The 18,992-nt window shown below is 54.5% G+C and carries 16 protein-coding genes; 6 read left to right on the top strand and 10 right to left on the bottom strand.

Annotated features, from left to right (window positions below):
- Nucleotides 1-2 precede the first annotated feature (2 nt).
- Entirely contained in the window at nucleotides 3-593 is a 591-nt protein-coding gene (locus IPJ96_14960; GenBank protein MBK7911616.1) for a thymidine kinase, read from the bottom strand.
- Nucleotides 594-730: 137 nt separating this feature from the next.
- On the opposite strand from IPJ96_14960, the gene IPJ96_14965 reads away from it, so the two are divergent.
- From IPJ96_14965 to IPJ96_14975, 3 genes are read left to right on the top strand one after another with little or no spacing between them, the layout of a single operon-like run.
- Complete coding sequence (locus IPJ96_14965) at nucleotides 731-1,576, top strand: hypothetical protein (protein MBK7911617.1); 846 nt, start codon at nucleotides 731-733, stop codon at nucleotides 1,574-1,576.
- Nucleotides 1,577-1,584: 8 nt separating this feature from the next.
- A complete protein-coding gene (gene rsmI, locus IPJ96_14970; protein ID MBK7911618.1) occupies nucleotides 1,585-2,295 on the top strand; it encodes a 16S rRNA (cytidine(1402)-2'-O)-methyltransferase in 711 nt (236 codons plus the stop codon).
- Between the two features lie 30 nt (nucleotides 2,296-2,325).
- The gene (locus IPJ96_14975; protein MBK7911619.1) at nucleotides 2,326-4,245 is read left to right on the top strand and encodes a T9SS type A sorting domain-containing protein; all 1,920 of its coding nucleotides are present in this window, start codon (nucleotides 2,326-2,328) and stop codon (nucleotides 4,243-4,245) included.
- Here IPJ96_14975 and hemW read toward each other — a convergent pair.
- The 6 genes from hemW to IPJ96_15005 form a co-directional block, all read right to left on the bottom strand.
- Nucleotides 4,232-5,362 (bottom strand): radical SAM family heme chaperone HemW, encoded by a 1,131-nt coding sequence (gene hemW / locus IPJ96_14980; protein ID MBK7911620.1) that lies wholly within the window; start codon nucleotides 5,360-5,362, stop codon nucleotides 4,232-4,234. The genes IPJ96_14975 and hemW overlap by 14 nt on opposite strands.
- Nucleotides 5,362-6,510, bottom strand: coding sequence for a HAMP domain-containing histidine kinase (locus IPJ96_14985; GenBank protein ID MBK7911621.1), 1,149 nt, complete (start codon nucleotides 6,508-6,510; stop codon nucleotides 5,362-5,364). The genes hemW and IPJ96_14985 overlap by 1 nt, the downstream gene beginning before the upstream one ends.
- An 87-nt stretch (nucleotides 6,511-6,597) precedes the next feature.
- Nucleotides 6,598-9,135: a hypothetical protein gene (locus tag IPJ96_14990; protein ID MBK7911622.1), complete on the bottom strand. Its 2,538-nt coding sequence runs from the start codon at nucleotides 9,133-9,135 to the stop codon at nucleotides 6,598-6,600.
- A gap of 126 nt (nucleotides 9,136-9,261) precedes the next feature.
- Entirely contained in the window at nucleotides 9,262-9,873 is a 612-nt protein-coding gene (locus tag IPJ96_14995) for a superoxide dismutase (protein ID MBK7911623.1), read from the bottom strand.
- Between the two features lie 102 nt (nucleotides 9,874-9,975).
- Nucleotides 9,976-11,601: a S41 family peptidase gene (locus tag IPJ96_15000; protein MBK7911624.1), complete on the bottom strand. Its 1,626-nt coding sequence runs from the start codon at nucleotides 11,599-11,601 to the stop codon at nucleotides 9,976-9,978.
- Between the two features lie 47 nt (nucleotides 11,602-11,648).
- The gene (locus IPJ96_15005; protein MBK7911625.1) at nucleotides 11,649-12,125 is read right to left on the bottom strand and encodes a dCMP deaminase family protein; all 477 of its coding nucleotides are present in this window, start codon (nucleotides 12,123-12,125) and stop codon (nucleotides 11,649-11,651) included.
- Nucleotides 12,126-12,237: 112 nt separating this feature from the next.
- On the opposite strand from IPJ96_15005, the gene IPJ96_15010 reads away from it, so the two are divergent.
- Nucleotides 12,238-13,020 carry a sulfite exporter TauE/SafE family protein gene (locus IPJ96_15010; protein MBK7911626.1) on the top strand — a complete coding sequence of 261 codons (783 nt, stop codon included), beginning with the start codon at nucleotides 12,238-12,240 and terminating at the stop codon, nucleotides 13,018-13,020.
- Between the two features lie 73 nt (nucleotides 13,021-13,093).
- On the top strand, nucleotides 13,094-13,702 hold the full coding sequence (locus IPJ96_15015) for a DUF3267 domain-containing protein (GenBank protein ID MBK7911627.1): 609 nt from the start codon (nucleotides 13,094-13,096) through the stop codon (nucleotides 13,700-13,702).
- Between the two features lie 2 nt (nucleotides 13,703-13,704).
- Here the strand turns inward: IPJ96_15015 and IPJ96_15020 are convergent, their stop codons facing one another.
- Nucleotides 13,705-14,379: a DedA family protein gene (locus IPJ96_15020; protein ID MBK7911628.1), complete on the bottom strand. Its 675-nt coding sequence runs from the start codon at nucleotides 14,377-14,379 to the stop codon at nucleotides 13,705-13,707.
- Between the two features lie 131 nt (nucleotides 14,380-14,510).
- Between IPJ96_15020 and IPJ96_15025 the strand changes: the two genes are divergently transcribed.
- On the top strand, nucleotides 14,511-14,951 hold the full coding sequence (locus IPJ96_15025; protein MBK7911629.1) for a CopD family protein: 441 nt from the start codon (nucleotides 14,511-14,513) through the stop codon (nucleotides 14,949-14,951).
- A 23-nt stretch (nucleotides 14,952-14,974) separates the two neighbouring features.
- Here IPJ96_15025 and IPJ96_15030 read toward each other — a convergent pair whose 3' ends face one another.
- Nucleotides 14,975-17,977 carry an ATP-binding cassette domain-containing protein gene (locus IPJ96_15030; GenBank protein ID MBK7911630.1) on the bottom strand — a complete coding sequence of 1,001 codons (3,003 nt, stop codon included), beginning with the start codon at nucleotides 17,975-17,977 and terminating at the stop codon, nucleotides 14,975-14,977.
- A 45-nt stretch (nucleotides 17,978-18,022) separates the two neighbouring features.
- Entirely contained in the window at nucleotides 18,023-18,982 is a 960-nt protein-coding gene (locus tag IPJ96_15035) for a class I SAM-dependent methyltransferase (protein MBK7911631.1), read from the bottom strand.
- Nucleotides 18,983-18,992 lie beyond the last annotated feature (10 nt).

Below are 18,992 nucleotides of genomic sequence, written 5' to 3' on the forward strand. Positions count from 1 at the left end.
CATCAGGTTCCGGGCGTGTTCTTGAGTTCTTCGTTGAAGCAGGCTCTGCACAAGGGAACATACGACTCCTGTTCGCCCAGCAGGATCCGCGAAGAATTCTGCACCGTGCGGTGCGAATAGTTGGCCAGGTTGCCGCAACGGATGCAGATGGCGTGAACCTTGGAAACATACTCCGCGATGGCCAACATCTGGGGCATCGGGCCGAACGGACGGCCCAGAAAATCCATGTCGAGACCGGCCACGATCACGCGTATCCCCCGGTTGGCAAGCGCCTGACAAACCGCCGGCAGTTCATCGTCGAAAAATTGTGCTTCGTCAACGCCCACGACTTCCACCTCGTTCGCGAGCAGCAGGATATTGGTGGAGGAGTCCACCGGTGTGGAAGGAATGAAATTCGAGTCGTGCGATACGACATTCACTTCATCATACCGGGTGTCCAGCTTCGGCTTGAAGATCTCCACTTTCTGGCGGGCGATGCGGGCGCGCTTGAGGCGACGGATGAGTTCCTCCGTCTTGCCGGAGAACATACTGCCGCAAATCACTTCGATATGTCCCCGGTGGGGATCGGAATTCCTGAGGTGCTCGAGAAACATGGGAAAAGGCCGAACAAACCTACCGATTTCACGGAAAACGGCCAAGATGAATGCGCCCGGGAGACACGATACACGGGGGTTTGTTCGTTATTCAGCCATACCACGGCCTTTCCGGTCGGGGCGTTACGTAACTTTACATGAAGTACCGAAAAATCATGGACCAAATCACCCTTCATCGCCTCATCCAGGAACACCTGGAACGGATGCGTGATCTTCACCGCAGCATGCAGCTTCATACCGGCAGCATCCCCTCATCGGAGATCGACCGGTTTCTTGCCGAATTGCGCGGGACCTACGAATTGGCGCTGACCCTTTACCACCGCAACGCCATCCGGAGCATGGATGATCTCGAGGCGGTAATCGGAAACCGCTATACGGCGGAGTCAGGCCCCTTACGGGAGATCGAACAACGCGCAGGCGAACGCATGATGGGTAGTTTTAATATGCCAAAAGAAACGTCGCCCGAAGCTGTGCCAATGAAAGAACCCGTCGCAGAAACCCCGGCTCCGACGCCTGAAGCCGTAGCGGCCACCCCGTCCACGCAGCACATTTCCTCCGATCAGTTGATGGTGGATGCCATGACGCATGCAGAAGAACTTCAGTCACGCGCGACACGCGACCTGAACGAGAAATTCGAAGAACAGCCGACGCTTGCCGACCGGTTCGAAGAGAAGACCACCCTGGCTGAACGCATCGCTCCTTCGAATTCCTCCGCGCGCGTCGCGGAAAAGATGCAACGTAAACCGATCCGGGATTTGAAGGCAGCGATCGGGATCAACGAGCGTTTTCTTTTCATCAATCACCTGTTTGCAGGCGATTCGAATGAGTACCACAAAGCCATTGACACGGTCAATGGTGCCGCAGACATCCAGGCTGCGCGCAAGTTCGTGGAAGAGCAATTGATCGCCCGGTATAAGTGGAACCTGAGCGGTGATCCCGCCGACGCGTTCATGGACCTGCTCGAACGCCGTTTCCTGGCCTGACACCCGGCATGGCAAAACTGGTGCTGGTACCCACGCCTATCGGCAACCTGGAAGACATCACCCTCCGGGCTATCCGTGTACTGACCGACGTCGACCTGGTTCTCGCCGAGGACACCCGCACCAGTGGCAACCTGTTGAAGCACCTTGGTCTGAGTAAGCGACTCCAATCGTACCATGCGCACAACGAACACCGGGTGGTGGAAGAACTGGTCAAGCGCATTGAGCTGGGACAATCCGTAGCCCTTATCACCGATGCCGGAACTCCGGGCATCTCCGATCCGGGTTTTTTACTCGTACGGGAGTGCCTGCGGCAAGGCGTAGAAGTGGAAACCTTACCGGGAGCCACCGCGCTGATACCAGCACTGGTCAATAGCGGACTACCCTGTGACCGGTTCTGCTTTGAAGGATTTCTTCCTCAAAAAAAAGGACGTCAAAAACGGCTGGAACAATTGCAATCAGAAGAGCGAACCCTGGTCTTCTATGAGAGCCCGTATAGACTTGTCCGGGCGTTGGAAGAGTTTGTCCAGCATTTCGGAAAAGACCGGCTGGCAAGTTTATCCCGTGAATTGAGCAAGTTGCACGAAGAAAACAAACGCGGCACGCTCGAGGAGTTGCTCGCCTATTTTGGAAATAAAGTCGTTAAGGGAGAAATCGTGATCGTTGTCGCCGGTGCACGCTATCAGGCCGGTACTGCCCCTTCCGAGACGGAATCGGATTGACCGTTCTTCATCGGCGACTGATCTAATACCATGCATCGCCTCCTCATCCTGCTGTTGTCCGCGCTCCTGCATACAGGAATATCGGAGGCGCAACCGGTCGTGAGCTATTGCAAACGCCGACCGATCGATACCACTATTCCCTCCTCACTTGTCAGCCGCAACCTGGATCTTTTGCACCAGGAATGCAGATTCCGGGTCGACCCCCAGGTGGCCGCAATCAGCGGATCGGTCAGATCGACTTTTCGAACAACAGCGATCGTTGATGCGATCGAGTTCGATGCCTCGGATGCGCTTGTGGTCGATAGCGTAGTGTATCACGGTATCAGGCTTCCAGCAATTCGTCCCGGCGACGACCTGATTCGCATTGAACTTCCCGCAACACTGGCCAACGGCTCCTATGATTCGATCGACGTCCACTATCACGGCACCCCTTCCTCCGGCGGATTCGGTTCATTCGAGACGGCGCAACACGACGGGCAACCGGTGTTGTGGACCCTGTCGGAACCCTATGGCGCCCGCGACTGGTGGCCCTGCCGGCAGACCCTCGACGACAAGATCGACTCGCTCGATGTCATCGTCACCAACCCGGCCGGTTATCGCAGCGCGTCGAACGGCCTCCTGGTCCTCGATACGATCATCGGTAACGAACGCGTCACGCATTGGCAGCACCGCTATCCTATTGCCACGTACCTGGTGGCGATCGCCGTTACCAACTATGCGCGCTTCAACCTGACTGTTCCGCTGCCGGGTGGCGACGTTCCCGTGATTAACCTTTGCTTTCCCGAGGACAGCGTCTATGCCGCCACGGGCGCTTCCGTAGTGATCGGTCAGATGCAACTGTTCGATTCCTTGTTCGGCGCCTATCCCTTTCGGCAGGAAAAATACGGACAGGCGCAGTTCGGCTGGGGTGGCGGAATGGAACATCAAACCATGACATTCCTTGGCAGTTGGGAGAAAGAGCTGATCGCCCACGAACTTGCCCATCAGTGGTTCGGCGACATGATCACCTGCGGGAGTTGGGAAGATATCTGGCTCAATGAAGGCTTTGCCACGTACCTCAGCGGGCTCTGCTATGAATTCCTCGAACCCGAGCTGTGGAAACCGTTCCGGGAAAAACTGGTGGCAAACGGCACGCAGCTTGACGAAGGCAGTGTATTCTGCGATGACACCACTTCCGTCAGCAGGATCTTCAGTGGCGCACTGAGCTATTCCAAAGGCGCGATGGTACTCCACATGCTGCGGCAACTGATCGGAGATTCGGCTTTCTTCACCGGTGTCCGTCACTATGCGCTGGATCCGACCCTCCAATATTCCTTTAGCCGTACGACTACCTTGATCGCGCACGTCGAATCCGCCTGCCAATGCGACCTTGACCTGTTTTTTAATGAATGGTACGCAGGTAGCGGCTTCCCGCGTTACACCGCCTATTGGGAGAACCTGGAACAAAACAAGGTCCGGGTACAGTTGTTTCAATCCGGAAGCGCCGGTGATGGCCTATTCTTTCACAACCCCATCGAACTGGGGTTTTCAGGAGCAGCTCAGGATACCGTTGTACGCATACTACCACAAAGCTCTGGTGCGTTCTATGAATTCGAACCGGGATTCCGCGTAAGCGATATCACGATTGATCCACACGTGAATACCTTTACTGCCGGGAACAGGGTGTATCGGAAAGCTGTAAACGCTGAAGATGAACTCGTACTATTTCCCAATCCCACCGACCGGGAAATCACTATTCGCTGTGACCGCCCGAGCCTGTTCAACCGAACTGTATCGGTCAATCTGTTTAGTACGGATGGGCGATTGGTGTATTCCGAAAAAACAGCGTTCACCCCCACTGCATCCTGTTCGATATACTTAGATGATCTTCCTTCCGGCTTGTACCTCGTGGAGTTGACCGATGACCAGGGTCTGCGATGGACCCGGAAGTTGGGTGTTACACATCCTTGAAAAAGCCCGCTGCGACCGTATCGGCGAAGAATTTTCCTTGCCGGGACAAACGGAAACCTCCGGCATAGGACTCCAGCCAACCTGTTTCCCGCACTTTCTCCAGTTGTTCCATTACCTGCTTTAATGCGGCTGATCCGAATCGCGCCCGAACATCTTCAAAGGGCACTCCCCATTGCGTACGCAGACGGGTCAAGAGATACTCGTTGAATACTGAGGCCGGAGCGATAGACTCCCGTTCAAGCGGCAGTTGGCCGGCTTGAATGCTGCGGATATATTCATGATTGTTACGAATGACGGCCGAACGGATGCTGCCGTCGAAGGAATGAGCGGATGGCCCGACACCCAGGTAGGGCGCTCCGAACCAATACGCGGTATTGTGCTGCGAGTACCTTCCGGGTCGAGCGAAGTTGGAGATCTCGTAGTGTTCGAACCCGTTGGCCTCCGCCCAATCCAGTAGTAGTCCGAACTGGCGTGCCGCCTGCTCTTCATCCGTATCGTGCAGTACTCGTTGCCGGATCAATTTGTCAAGGGCCGTGCGGGGTTCTACCGTCAGCGAGTAGGCGGAAAAATGATCCAGCCCGAGTCCGCGCAACACTTCCAGGTTCTCCAGCCACTTTTCATCATCCATTCCTGGCGTGCCGTAGATGAGATCGATCGTCAGCAACTCAAAACTCGCGGCGCGTGCCCGTTGAACCGCTGACAAGGCTTCCTCCGCCGTGTGGACCCTGTTCATGTAGCGCAGATCGGCTTCGTGAAAACTCTGTATCCCGACCGAAAGCCGGTTGATCCCCAAGGATCGCCAGGCTTCCAGTGCAGCAGGATCAAGATCATCCGGGTTGGCCTCCAGGGTGATCTCCGCCGTCTCGGACACATGGAACAATTCCCGGATAACGCGAAACGTCGCTTCGAGCTCACCGATTGGAAGCAGGGAGGGCGTACCTCCGCCGAAATAAACGGTATCGATCGTTGGTCCTGGAAGTTCGGCCGCACGCATCCGCAACTCCTGTCGCATCGCGCCCATCAGGTCGGGAAGAGACTTCTGAACCGTACTGAAATGGAAATCGCAATAATGGCAGGCCTGCCGGCAGAAGGGAATATGCAGATAGAGACCGGACATCACTTCTTCAGCACGATCCGGAAAGTCGTTCCCTTTCCGATCTCCGAACTCTTCACGAAAATCTGTCCGTCGTGGTATTCCTCGATGATCCGCTTACTCAGGGATAAGCCCAACCCCCAACCGCGGTTCTTGGTCGTGAACCCTGGTTTGAAAATAGTCTTGTAGCTCGATTTGGGAACACCTTTGCCCGTGTCGGAAATGTCGATGTAGACGAACTGTTGCTGGTCGGTGATCATCACCAGGATTCGTCCGTTGCCCTCCATGGCGTCCAGGGCATTCTTGAGAATATTCTCCACCACCCACTCGAACAAGGGAACATTCATCGGCGCCTGGATGTCGTAGGCCGGCGCTTCGAGCGAGAAGGTGACCTTGTCCGACGAACGTGTCCGTATGTAGTCGATGCTGTGCTGCATGACCGTGCGCACATTTTCCTTCTTGAGACTCGGAGCGGAGCCGATCTTCGAAAAGCGGTCGGTAATGGTTTGCAGCCGTTGAATGTCCTTTTCTATTTCATTCGTATACTCCGAAGAAGTCCCTTTTATCTTGAGGAACTCCAGCCACGCCAGCAGCGACGAGAGCGGTGTACCAAGCTGATGCGCGGTCTCCTTCGCCATTCCGACCCACACCTGGTTTTGTTCCGCCTTTCGGGAACTGGAGAAAGCCAGGTACGAAACGAACAGGAAAAGCGCGATGACACCCAACTGGAAGTAAGGATAATAACGTAATCGGATCAGGAGATCCGAATCACGGTACAAAATGTATTGCTTCAGATTCTGGCCGATCCTGATCTCAATCGGATCATGCTCCGTGCGCATGATCAGGGCTTGCCGGTTGAGGTAAGTCGAGTCGAGTGCTTTGAGTGAGTCGAGATTCCGGTATGAAATGACCTTGAACTCCTCGTCGGCCCAGATGACCGGGATCGAATTGTTGTTGCTGATAACGGAGGAGAGGAAGTTGATGTCCGTATTCATCTCCGTCACATCGGCGAGCCGACGGGTCGCCTCCGCCCAGAGCTGGATACGCTTGTATTCCTCTTCCGACAGTTTATTGACCAACTTGTTGGTATACCACAGCGAGGCGGCGCCGATGAGTAGCGCGGCCACCAACAGCAGCAATTTCCAACGTTGTTTTTGGGTGTAAATGTTCACCGTGGAGGACGGTTTTTCCCCGTTTTCAGGCCTAAAAGGCCATTCGGACAGGTTGGCAAAGATGGCAGAATTTCAGAAAACGGGAAATCAATCCCCGTTATTATCCCAATCCACCTGCAATTCCTCCTTTTTCCTTGCAGGCGGGGCCTTTGCGGTGTCCTTGCGGAACAGCCCGAACTCCTCTTTCAGCATCGACTTGATGGTCTGCTTTTCACGGGCCAGGTCAGACCGCACCTTCTCCCCTGCACCTTTCCGGTCGTATCCGATCTTGGGATCATCGACCGGACCTTTCATGCTAAGAAAAAGGCGGGTACGTCCCAGGCCGTCGTCTTCGACCTCTCCGAATTCCGAATTCTGTTGCTTGACCTTTCGACCCAATACATCCGATAAAAGGAGCTGAAGGCGGTAGTCAACGATGTTGTCGAAGTCATGCACACCGCTCAGGGAAAGGTTCAGGGCGCTGGATTGCACTTCCATCTGCGGGATGTTGATCCGCCTGCGCTCGATGGTGATGGTATTGCGGAGTGTGGAAAATCGGATGCGGTTCAGATCGGATAAGTGAATGTACTTCGCAACCGGTTGTAAGGGCGCGAAGTCATTGAGCTCTCCGTTCTCGATGGTCAGTTCGATGGCGGATCGGGTCTTGCGCGGATCATTCACCAGCCCGCTGGTCCAGGTGGAACTGAACTGTACCGACGCGCTGACCAGCCCTTTGACGTTCTTATCCGTCATCGTTTCCTGATCGAAGTTTTCCAGCTCGTAGAACAATTCCCGAATGTCGATGCGCTTGATATCCGCCACACAGCGCATGTACACACTGTCGTCGCGTGCCGCGTCAATCGTAGCGTCCATCGTACACGTTCCGTTCATCGAACGGAAACGCAGCTGTCGCCCGGTGATTACTTCGTGATCAAGCAGGATCCTGCCGGCAATGTCCTCCGCTTTGAATCTCCTGAACGTAAGTTGACCGACTTCAACGTCGAGGTCCGCGCGCAAACGTGGATTGAATTTCAATTTGTAACTGGTATCCTCCGCACTCGTGGCACTCTTGTCGGACAAGAGTTCATCCAATTCCAGACGCGAGCTTTCCAGTCGCGCCCGCATGTAACCGGGTTGATTCGGGATGAGCAGAAACGTGATGAAATTGTCGAACGTTCCGCTCATCCGGAGATCGCTGGAAGAGATCCTGCCGCTGAGCGACTCCACGTCCACTTTGTTATTGTCGAGATGGAAGGAGCCGTCGAAATCCCGGAACTCCAGCGGATTCCGCTTCAGGGTGAAGGCCACATCCGTCAGGCGAACGGATCCCGACGCCTGCACCTTGTAGAGATTCTCTGCGTTCACGCGCGGCAGGTCGCTGACCTTACCGGCAAAGGATACATCCAGGTCCATGCGCCCTCCCAAACTGGCGAGGGTATCCATCGGTATGAAGCTGCGCACCTGTGCGAGGTCCAGCCCGCAGGAGGCATGCAGCGTCAGGTACGGATGCTCCAGATCGTCCAACCGAAGATCGGCCTTGATCGGATGACCGCCCAGCTGCGCGGCCAGTGCCGGTATGACCAACTCGCTGCTCCCCTTCGCATTCCTGCTTCGAAACGAGCCGTTGAATTGAATCCGCTCGAGTGCCACGTCTTCTCCCTTTGGTTGCAATCTTCCGTCTCGGATGGAAAAGTCGACCACAATGGCGGGGGATGATTGTTTGTTGGCAGTTCCACGGATCGTTCCCCGGAATAGAAAACGGCCCGACGTCTTGTAATCCTTAAAATAGACCTCGTACCCGGCAGGCAACAGGCTGATGAATTCTTTCAGTCCCGCTTCGCTTGCTTCTACCGTCAGGTTGAGTTTCGTGGCAACGGAGTCAACGGTGAAATCTCCGCCGACATTGAAATCGACCGCCGCGACTTTGAGCCGGGTCGGTTCGAGCCGGTATTGTCCGGTGGTCGTGTTTACATCAAGTGCTCCCTCGAGGCGCACCGCTTTCTCTTTCAGGTAAACCGTTGAGTCGGATACGAACCGTCTGCAAAGCAGGTCACCTTCCGCTTTCAGGTTGAAGCGGTCGGAGGAGAATTTACCCGCAATGCGGGCGTCGCGGAAATTGAAGTCGTAATCCTGCCGGTTCTTTCGATCATCGTATCGCACATCCATGCGCAGCAGGTGCACAAGGGATAAATCGATTCCACCGCTGCCGGTCGCGGCCGTTGAATCCGTTTTCCAGATAATGTAATTCGGTTCCCCTTGTTCGTCTATCCGAAGCCTGATGAATCCGTCGTTGGCGGTGATGCGGCGGATGACAATGTCTTTACGTAACAGACCGGCCAGGTTGAACTGCAGGGAGATCCGTTCGGCCCGCAACAAGGTGTCGCTTTCTTTCCCCGCGACCGCGTCCATTGCCGTCACCTCCTTCATTTCAAAGGAAGCAAAAGGGAAGTGGCGCAGCAGGGAAATATCGAAATCACTTACTTTGATCTCCGACCGCAAATGCCGGTTCAATTCCGAAATGATTTTCTGCTTAACCTCCGCTTCGTAAAATACGGTGACCACCAGCACCAACGCCAGGAATGCGCCACCTGCTACCAGCAGCAGGCGGAGGAATATGCGCAACAGGCGAGAGCGGGCGAACTGCATCCGATCGGATGAACGAAGACATCCTTCAAAGGTTGCATAACGCCGGGGAGCCGGGGGAATTGTTATCCCGGGGACAAAAAAAGCGAACCCTCGGGTTCGCTTTTTAAAGCAAGTTTGCTGGAATAATCACTTCATCGCAGCAGTGAAACGACGGGCGACTTCGTCCCAGTTGACCACATTCCACCAGGCGGAGATGTAATCGGGTCTGCGGTTCTGGTAATGCAGGTAGTAAGCATGTTCCCAAACGTCGAGTCCGAGGATCGGCGTCCCTTTGAGATCCGAAATATCCATCAAGGGGTTGTCCTGATTCGGGCTGGATCCAATGGCCAGTTTCTTCTCGGGCGTTACGACCAGCCAGGCCCAACCGCTTCCGAAACGTGTCGCGCCGGCCGTGGCGAACTTGGATTTGAATTCATCCACCGAAGAGAACGTGCTTGTGATCGCGTCCGCGAGCGGGCCGGAGAGCGCGCCGCCACCCGGCTTCATCAGTTCCCAAAAGAGACTGTGATTGTAGTGGCCGCCGCCGTTATTGCGTACCGCGACCGGAAGTGTCGAAATCTTGCGGCAGATCTCTTCGATGCTGAGTTTCTCCGCATCGGTTCCTGCAATCGCGTTATTGAGATTGGTTACATAAGCCTGATGGTGCTTACCGTGGTGGATCTCCATGGTACGCGCATCGATGTGCGGCTCCAGCGCGTTGAACGCATAAGAAAGGACGGGAAGTTCGAATGCCATGATGTGTCTTTTTTAACAATAGTTGGACGGGAAATCCGGATGATTTCCTGATGCAAAAATACGAGAAATGAACCAGTAATATCCTGCCAATACAAGGCAGAAAAATCAACTCCCCTTGACCGCTACCTGCTGCTTGCCGATCAATTCGAGTGCCTGTCGAAGTGTCTGGTCCAGCGAGTGGATAACCGGATAAAAGCCATCGTTCTTCCAGATCTGTCGGGCAATGAGGGCCTTGAGCTGCGTCCGGATGATGGCCGATGAAATACGCGCCCCGGCAGGGTCCGCCTTCATGCCGGACTTCCGGGCATAGGTCAGGAATTCGTTGTAGATCTTATCATCGACATGGAAACCCTGGTTGAAGGCGTCGAAATCCTTGTACCCGGTAATTTCCTTGCGGTGCAAGTCGAGGTAATCGTAGGCAAACTGGTTGATCAGCCCCTTACCGTTCGCTTCACTGTAGTAATCGGATGTTCCGGCAGTGTCGAGTGGAACGAATACATCCGGCATGATGCCACCGCCACCGTAGACGATCTTCCCGCCGGGTGTTGTATATCTTAAAGAATCCGCGAATTTGATGCTGTCCTGCGAGAGCAATTCTCCATGCTGGTACCGCGAAAGCAGTTCGGTCTCGTACTGCTCATAACCGGCCGTGTAGGGCTTTTGAATGCTACGTCCGGTCGGTGTATAATAGCGTGCGACGGTGAGCCGAACCGCTGAGCCGTCGGGAAATTCGCTTTGCTCCTGGACCAGGCCTTTACCGAACGACCGACGGCCAACGATGGTGGCACGGTCCCAGTCTTGTACGGCTCCGGATACGATCTCACTCGCCGAAGCGCTGCCTTCATCGATCAGGATCACCAGCGCGCCCTCTTCAAAGAAACCGCGGGAGGTTGCCCGGAAGGTTTCCTTGGGACGGTTCCTTCCTTCGGTGTAAACGATCATTTTTCCGTCCGGGAGATATTCATCGGCAATCTGGATGGCCGTTTTCAAATATCCTCCCGGATTTCCGCGCAGATCGAGGATCAGGTTTTGCATACCCTTCTCCTTCAGGTCGGCGAAAGCCTTGAGGTATTCATCATAGGTCTTGTCTGCGAAGTGGCCGATCTTGATATAACCGGTTTCACGGTTCAGCATGTAGCCTACGTCGACACTGTAGATCGGAATCTTACCACGCTTGATGGTGAAATCGATCGTTTGTCCGGTTGAACGACGGAGAATCGTCACCTTGACCATGGTCCCGCTTGGTCCGCGCAACAATTGCATGACCTGGGTGTTCGTGATCTTGATCCCGCCCACATTCTTTCCTTCGACACGGATGATGCGGTCACCGGCCTGGATTCCCAGTTGCTCCGAAGGTCCTCCCGCAAGGGCGGAAACGACCATGATCGTATCGTCCTGAATGTGAAACTCGACGCCGATTCCGTCGAAGTTCCCTTCCAGCGGTTCATTCATCGCTTGCAGGTCTTCGCCCGGTATGTAAGAAGAATGCGGGTCGAGCTGGTGCAGCATATCCTCGATCGTACTTTCGACCAGCGCGCGGGAGTTCACCGTGTCAACGTACTCGTTCGAGATGTAATTGATCACATCGTTGAGCTTGTTGAATTGCCCGGTCCGGAACGTGAAAAAGCCCCGCGAGCTGCGATACGGTTCACTCATCCGCATACCGATATATATGCCGGCCGCCAGCATGATCGCCAGCAGTAAGGGTTGCCAAATCCTGGAACTACGCACGGATGATTACTTGTAAATGAGCGATAACGTAAAACGCGGAAAAAGGTTCAACTATTGAGTTCCGGGGCTGGTGCATATTGCCGCACTTCTACCCCGAATCGACGCAGGAAATCAACGCCTTCGTCGGTTCCGATGCCCTTATAGGTCGCGTAGGACTGCAGGTAAAAGACCCGCTTGATGCCCATGGTATAGATGATCCGGGCACAAGCCAGACAGGGCGACAGGGTGATGTACAACGTACAACCGTCCACTGAAACATTGTTCTTGGACGCGTACAGGATGGCATTCTGTTCGGCATGAAGGGCCAGGGAGCAGGAGCCTTTGCTGTCGCGCGGACAGCCTGTCTCAGGCCATTCTTCGTCACAGTTATGGGTCCCGGCAGGCGGACCATTGTAACCCAGCGAAACGATGCGGGTGTCTTTGGTCAATACGGCACCGACTTTGATCTTGACGCAATGCGACTTACGGGCCAGGTTCTGGGCCAGATCCATATAGATCTCATCAAACGAGGGTCGGTCTTGCATGCTGTAAAGATAGCGAGAATTCCACCTTTCGACTTTCCGGCTGTAACGGAATAGGACAATCCCCGTACTACCAGTTTAAATCCGGTTTCGGCCTTGAGCCGATTGCTGCGCGATGAATCCATTCGAAGCTCTTCTACTTTGCCTGGTAGCCTTTGGCGGCAGCCTGCTGACCTTCTTTTCCGGTTTCGGCCTGGGTACACTCCTGATGCCGGTGCTGGCCGTATTCTTCCCGATCGAGATCGCCATCGGGATGACGGCAATCGTACACCTGAGCAATAACCTGTTCAAACTCGCGCTTGTCGGCACCAAGGCGAAAAGTGATATCATCCTTCGTTTCGGAATCCCGTCCGTATTGGCCGCCTTGATCGGTGCATTCCTGCTGAATTTCCTCACCGAGATCGCGCCTTTGCACACCTGGCAGTGGGGAAGCCATACCTGTACCATCACACCGGTAAAATTGGTGGTGGCGATCCTGCTTGCCTTCTTCTCCGTCTTCGAACTCGTGCCCCGGTTGCGTCACTGGCAAGTCGATCAGCGCTATATGATCCACGGAGGACTGTTGTCCGGTTTCTTTGGTGGCTTGTCGGGGCATCAGGGAGCCTTACGCTCCGCCTTTTTGATGCGGGCAGGCATGGACAAGGAAACGTTCATTGGCACCGGCGTGGCGATCGCTTGCATGACCGACCTGGCCCGTATGTCGATCTATCTCGGTCATTGGACACAACTCCCTCCTGAAACCAGCATTACCCCGATCATTCTGGCCATCCTTTCTGCTTTTGCAGGCGCTCTGATCGGCCGGCGCTTCCTTCGGAAGATGGGAATGAAGACCGTTCAAAACGTCGTAGGAATCGCGCTGTTGCTGTTTTCCGGCTTACTCGCGGCAGGCATCGTCTGATTAGAGGGAGTACCCCTATTGTTGATTTTCAGGATTTTTCTTATTTTCATCCTAACAGGAACTGGAACATCCTATGCAGCTGAGTCCGGAACAACTCAGCGCGAATGGCTATCGCTTTCAATCCAGTATACGGTTTGAAAGCATCAATCAATTCGTGCAAGATCGATTGCAGCGAGGTGGTGCATTGCTACGCCTTTACTGGCTTTGCGTGGTTGCCTCGGTATTTGCCATGTCGCATGTCCTTTGGAAGCAGGATATCGTGACCCTCGACCTGCTGGCGGGTGGGATCGGATTCGGACTTGCAGGATTTCTTGTCATCGTGTTACCGGCACACGAAGCCATCCACGGTATCACCTATAAATTGCTTGGCGCCCCGAGCATCAGCTTTCATGCCGACTGGAAACGCATGTTTTTCTTCGCCGCGGCCGATCGCTTCGTACTCAACCGACGCGAATTCATCCTGGTTGCCGCAGCTCCTTTCATCCTGCTGACCATCGGATTGCTGGCTGCGCAGTTTTTCACCAACGGCATGTTACAGCTCGCCATCGCGACCAACCTGGTGCTGCATACCGGCGGCTGCATTGGTGATTTCACGCTGGTAGCCTATTCCATGTCACTCGGCGAAAAATTCTGCACCTACGACGACCTGCAGAAACAGGAAACCTTCTTCTATCAGAAGTGAGTTTATTGCGACTTTCCTGAAAAACGGTGACGCAACCAGGTGATGATCATCGGAAGGATCGAGAGGAAAATGATTCCCACCACGACCGCCTCGAAGTGCTTCTTGACCCAGGGATTCTGCCCCAGCGCGTAGCCGGCAAGCGACATGGAAGCGATCCAGAGGAAGCCTCCGGCGATATCGTACGGAAGGAACTTTTTCTTGTAGTTCATCCTGCCTACACCGGCTACAAATGGGGTGAACGTGCGTACGATCGGAACGAAGCGTGCCATGATAATTGCCTTGGTCCCGTACTTTTCGAAGAACGTATGCGTGCGGTCCATGTACTCCTGCTTGACGAGTGCTTTCCCGCCAATTTTCATTTTTAATGCGCGTTGTCCGAAAAATCTCCCGATCGCGTAGTTGGAGTTATCCCCCAACACCGCCGCTATGAACAGTAGCCCGATCAGGAATCCGATCTGTAAAGGCGCATCCGGCTGATCGGCCGTGCGTGCGCATAACGCCCCCGCCGCGAACAACAAGGAATCACCGGGAAGAAACGGCATGATCACCAGACCCGTCTCCACGAAAATGATCAGGAACAGGATGGCGTAGATCGTACTGCCATATTGAAGGACCAATGCATCCAGATGGTCGTTGATGTGCAGGATAAAATCCAGTAAGAATTTGATCGTTTCCAAGAAGAGCCGGTTGAATTTGCGTAAAAGTACTATTCGGGACGCACATAACCCGGTAGCCATGACGCCGGTCAAAGAAGCGCCTACGGTTCGGCAGAAAGAATCAGCCGGCAGAGCAATACATTTGCCCGATGATGGCCTGGTTGATCTTCTTTCATCTGGTCGGTGCAACGATCTGGACAGGCGGTCACCTCATTCTTGCGACGCGTATCCTTCCGGAAGCGTTGCGGAAACGGGACCCCGCGATCCTGAAAGTCTTTGAAGAGCCGTTTGAAAAAATCGGCATACCGGCCTTGCTGGTGCAAACGATTACCGGCTTATTGCTTGCCGGACATTACCTGAATCATTGGTGGTATGCATTCAGGTTCGAAACGCCGATGCATACCTGGATCGCCTGGAAACTGATGTTTCTGGGAGCGACGATCCTGATTGCCGCACACGCCCGCATACGGCTGATCACGCGACTCAAAGAAGAGAACCTCGGCTACCTCGCGGCCCACATTATCGTGATCACCCTGCTGTCCATCGCATTCCTGGTGCTGGGCACAACCCTTCGCATGGGCGGATGGAGTTGATCACCCGGTCGTAAAATGCCGGATCAACGTTTGGAAACTCTTGCAAAGAACTGCAGCAAGCGGCGTAACAGGTCGGTGTAAAGGGTAACGAACAGCAACAGGCACATCGACCAGATGACGAGCAGGTTGGACGCATAGGTCGACATGCTCGTGCCGGATCCAACCGGCTTATCGGCAATGAAGAACGGGCTCGAAAAAAAGCGCTTGTTACCCGGATCCTGAAAGACCGGCTCATAACGCTGATAGATCCTGTTGTTCACGACTTCCACCCGCTCTTTCACGGTGGCACCCCGCACCAGGTCCGAGAGGCTCTCGTTAGAGCCTTTGCGGCGGACTACCTCCAGGGACTCATCGCTTCCAAATCGTTTTACCTGGGCGGCATGAGCACGTTCACGCGCTTGTTCGGCGTTGTTGTATTGTCGGATGTACACGTCCTTCAACTGCTTCAGGAGATTCCGGGCCGCTTCAATGGCCGCCATGTTCGCTTCGCCTGCGTTCCCTTGCAGGAAAGTCGCGGTAGCCAGCCGGTAACGCGTGGCTTCAGGACCCAATTCCTCCCTGACCAGTTGCCAGGACTGTGTTGCTTCTTTGTCGCGCTTGCCCGCTTTGAGCAACCGCTCGCTGCGATCAATCCGTTCCCGCACCACCGGCATCCACCAGTCCTTTCGATACGTCGCCCGGCTCATCGCCGCGTCGGAAGCAAACAGGGGTTGCTCGAAATCGTTCTCCCGAAACTGCGCAACCGCCAGCGCTTCAAACGCCCAGCGGGAAGCCATGATATCGCCGATGACCGGTACGGAAGTAGCGGCACCAATGACCGGATTGAGTTTATCAAACCGCACGATCACGCCGCTCAGCAAGATTTGCGGAATGATGAGAAACGGAATCAGAATGTAAACGGTCACGGCGGAATCGAACGCCGAGGAGATATTCAACCCCAGGAGATTGGAAAAACAGGAGACCGCGAAAAGTATCCCGAAGTACGTCATGCCCATCCCCTGAATATCCAGGATAAGATTGCCGACCAGGATGAATGTTGAAGTCTGAATAGCCGAGATGAGGAACAGGATGAAGATCTTCGACAACAGGTAGGCCAACGGACTCAAATGAAGGAATGATTCCCGCCTGCGAATCTTCCGGTCACGCAGTATTTCTTCAGCACTGACCGATAATCCCAGGAATAAAGCCACGATGACACAGATGAACAGGTACGCCGGTACGTTCGGATTGGCTGACATGCTGTAGTCCGTATCGGCCGGCGCATACCGGAGTATGAACCCGAGTACCAGGGCCAGGATAGGCGCTTCCAGCAGGGTGATGGCCAGGTACGAAGTATTGGCCAATTTCGATTTGATGTCGCGCAGGAAGAACACCAGCCATTGCCCGAAGAACCCCGCCTTCCTCCAGGGCGGAGGAGGGAATAGAATTCTACGCGACTCCGCTTTGGGGCGCGCTTCCACTTGTTGGCGGTAGGGCGCGTACCACTCTTCCGGTTGCACCTTCCGCTGTTGCGTCGCGAAGCCCGCGTCATCCAGTACCGGCGCTTCGAGTATGTTGAAGATCTCTTCCGGATTGAGGTGACCACAAGTGGCACACTCACTATCGTCCGCATCGGCTTGTCCCGACAAACGCCGGAACCAGGCAACGGACTCTACCGGATTACCGTCGTAAACCGGATATCCTCCGCGATCCAACAGCAACAGCCGGTCGAACAATTTGAATATCTCCGACGATGGCTGGTGAATGACGACGAATACCAGCTTGCCGTTCAGGGCCAGTTGCTTCAACAGGTCCATCACGTTCTCCGCGTCCCGCGACGACAGACCGGAGGTCGGTTCGTCTACGAACAGGATGGACGGTTCCCGGATCAGCTCCAGCGCGATGTTGAGCCGCTTGCGTTGCCCGCCGCTGATCGTCTTATTCAGCGCATTGCCCACTTTCAGGTCCCGGGTCTCGCTGAGACCGAGCGCCTGCAACATATCGCTCACTTTCCGGTCGATCTCGCTGGAGTCAAGCTGACCGAAACACAACTTCGTATTATAGTAGAGATTCTGGTAAACCGTAAGTTCTTCGATAAGCAAATCATCCTGCGGGATGTTTCCGATCAGTCCCTGAACCTTGCGGGCATCCGCGTAGAGGTCCAGTCCGTTGATGCGGATCGCGCCTTCCGCGGGCTCGGCAGTCCCGTTCAGGATCGACAACAAGGTCGACTTACCCGCTCCACTGCCACCCATTACACCGACCAGGTTACCCCCGGTCACTTCAAATCGGAAGGGATGCAAACCGGTCTTGCCACCCGGGAACAGGAACCGTACTTCGTCGACGAGATATTGAATGCGGTTTTCCGCTTCGCCCACCAGGAATCGTCTTCTCAAATCGGAGAAGTAGAGCGGTTTCATCCTGCCGCCCCGTATCACGGTCCCTTGCGACAGCGCGGCGATGGTATTTTCAGGAAGCGGACTTCCCCCTGCGGATAGATTTTCCAGGCCCTCATATCGCAGGTACAGCAAGCGCGTTCCGGCGATGTACAGGACCCAGAGTCGCCCGCCCAGTCCTTCGTGGACTCCTGACTGAATCAGCGGATTGGTCACCTCATGCTCCTGCAAGAGCAGGATGTTGGGTTCTTCCTGCTCGCCCAGCGACTTCAACGGATCCCGCCTGGCGAAATGCCGGCAGCGCAACCGCTCTTTCTTTCCAAGGCGAAAAGCATCCTGGATCTGATCAAGCCAGTCTTCCTCCGCCGGCTTTGCATCCCGGTCGAGTAGTACCAACTCACAGAGTTGCAGGAAGACGGTATACTTCTGACGGATACTCAGTTCGCGAGCCGTCGATTGCAGTAATTCCGCCCGCAGATCCGACGCGAGCGAGGAGCCCCAGTTCTTTTGCAGAAATACTTCCGCGGCCGTCCGGCTCATCTGCTGTTGTACCAGCGATTCCGCCGCACGACGCGATGCGTCCACCCGGTCTACCAGGGTTCCGGTGGTGACAAAAAGCGAAAGCAGCTTTTGGAGTACCTGCTCATTCATAAATTGCGGTAAGGCTCCCGAATGTAGTAAATTCCCCTGAAGGACTTAATTTCCGATGTAGGGATTACGGGGTAACGGTTCGAATACGTAGCCGGCAGCTTTCAATGTTGAAACGGTGGCGGCAGCTGGCTGTTGTTTGAAAATGACAAAGGTGATCATGGTCGGAAAGTTTGTTCCCTTCGATACCTGACGATCCCGTCTCCGGATGCCTGCCGCGATCTTCTGATACAAGGGGCCTCGATCAACCAACCGTTCTTCGGCAGCGCCTTCCTCATAATGGTCATTGAACCCTTTCCAGGCGATGGCCGGATAGTTCAGGGCGATGGCAACCTTCTTCAACTCATGATAGTTGAGCGTAAAAACGAAGTTTCCTGCCGGTTCATAGAAAAGAGTATAATCGAGTGCGGGTTTATCCGAAGGGCGCAAGATCCGGCTAAGGCTTTTCTTAAGCGTACGGACGAACCAGAAGAAACCATTTTTCAGGTTGAGATCCGGTAAGGAGATCGTATCCTGATCATTGGGTTCGATTAACACCACACCCTTTTTCGCCACCCGGAGCATCTCGTAAAGCGCGATGTACGGGCGGGGAAAATGATGAAACGCTTCTTTTACCAATGCAAAATCAAAGCTATCGTCACCGAATGTCAGGTGTTCCGCGTTTTCGATCTTGAATTTCCGAATGAATCCCAACTCGAGCGCAAGATCATAAGAAGGATTATTCAGGTCTGTTGCGGTCGCATCAGCACCTTGACTTAGCAGATAATTTGCATCCTTTCCGAAATTTCCGTCGCCGATCGTGATCCAACTTGCACCCGGATAATGTTGGAGAAGCGGCAGCAGGGTGCTGTACATCCGCTCATGCCGCCAATAGTCGACCGTGGATTTATCCATCACCAACTCTGCAGACTTGCCGGAGAATTTCCGACCGTCCTGATGTGCTTTATAGCTGGCTTCTTTGAAATCAACCATGGACTCCATACAGGTGATCTGGCCTGATCCGGACAACCCGACAGGT

This window comes from Bacteroidota bacterium, assembly GCA_016713765.1.
GTDB classification, from domain to species: Bacteria; Bacteroidota; Bacteroidia; order AKYH767-A; family 2013-40CM-41-45; genus Pollutiaquabacter; species Pollutiaquabacter aromativorans.

Bases quoted from the DNA above. Each gene is read 5' to 3' on its own strand.
- IPJ96_14960 (MBK7911616.1), bottom strand. From the start codon at position 593: ATGTTTCTCGAGCACCTCAGGAATTCCGATCCCCACCGGGGACATATC.
- IPJ96_14965 (MBK7911617.1), top strand. From the start codon at position 731: ATGAAGTACCGAAAAATCATGGACCAAATCACCCTTCATCGCCTCATC.
- rsmI (MBK7911618.1), top strand. From the start codon at position 1,585: ATGGCAAAACTGGTGCTGGTACCCACGCCTATCGGCAACCTGGAAGAC.
- IPJ96_14975 (MBK7911619.1), top strand. From the start codon at position 2,326: ATGCATCGCCTCCTCATCCTGCTGTTGTCCGCGCTCCTGCATACAGGA.
- hemW (MBK7911620.1), bottom strand. From the start codon at position 5,362: ATGTCCGGTCTCTATCTGCATATTCCCTTCTGCCGGCAGGCCTGCCAT.
- IPJ96_14990 (MBK7911622.1), bottom strand. From the start codon at position 9,135: ATGCAGTTCGCCCGCTCTCGCCTGTTGCGCATATTCCTCCGCCTGCTG.
- IPJ96_15005 (MBK7911625.1), bottom strand. From the start codon at position 12,125: ATGCAAGACCGACCCTCGTTTGATGAGATCTATATGGATCTGGCCCAG.
- IPJ96_15010 (MBK7911626.1), top strand. From the start codon at position 12,238: ATGAATCCATTCGAAGCTCTTCTACTTTGCCTGGTAGCCTTTGGCGGC.
- IPJ96_15015 (MBK7911627.1), top strand. From the start codon at position 13,094: ATGCAGCTGAGTCCGGAACAACTCAGCGCGAATGGCTATCGCTTTCAA.
- IPJ96_15025 (MBK7911629.1), top strand. From the start codon at position 14,511: ATGGCCTGGTTGATCTTCTTTCATCTGGTCGGTGCAACGATCTGGACA.
- IPJ96_15030 (MBK7911630.1), bottom strand. From the start codon at position 17,977: ATGAATGAGCAGGTACTCCAAAAGCTGCTTTCGCTTTTTGTCACCACC.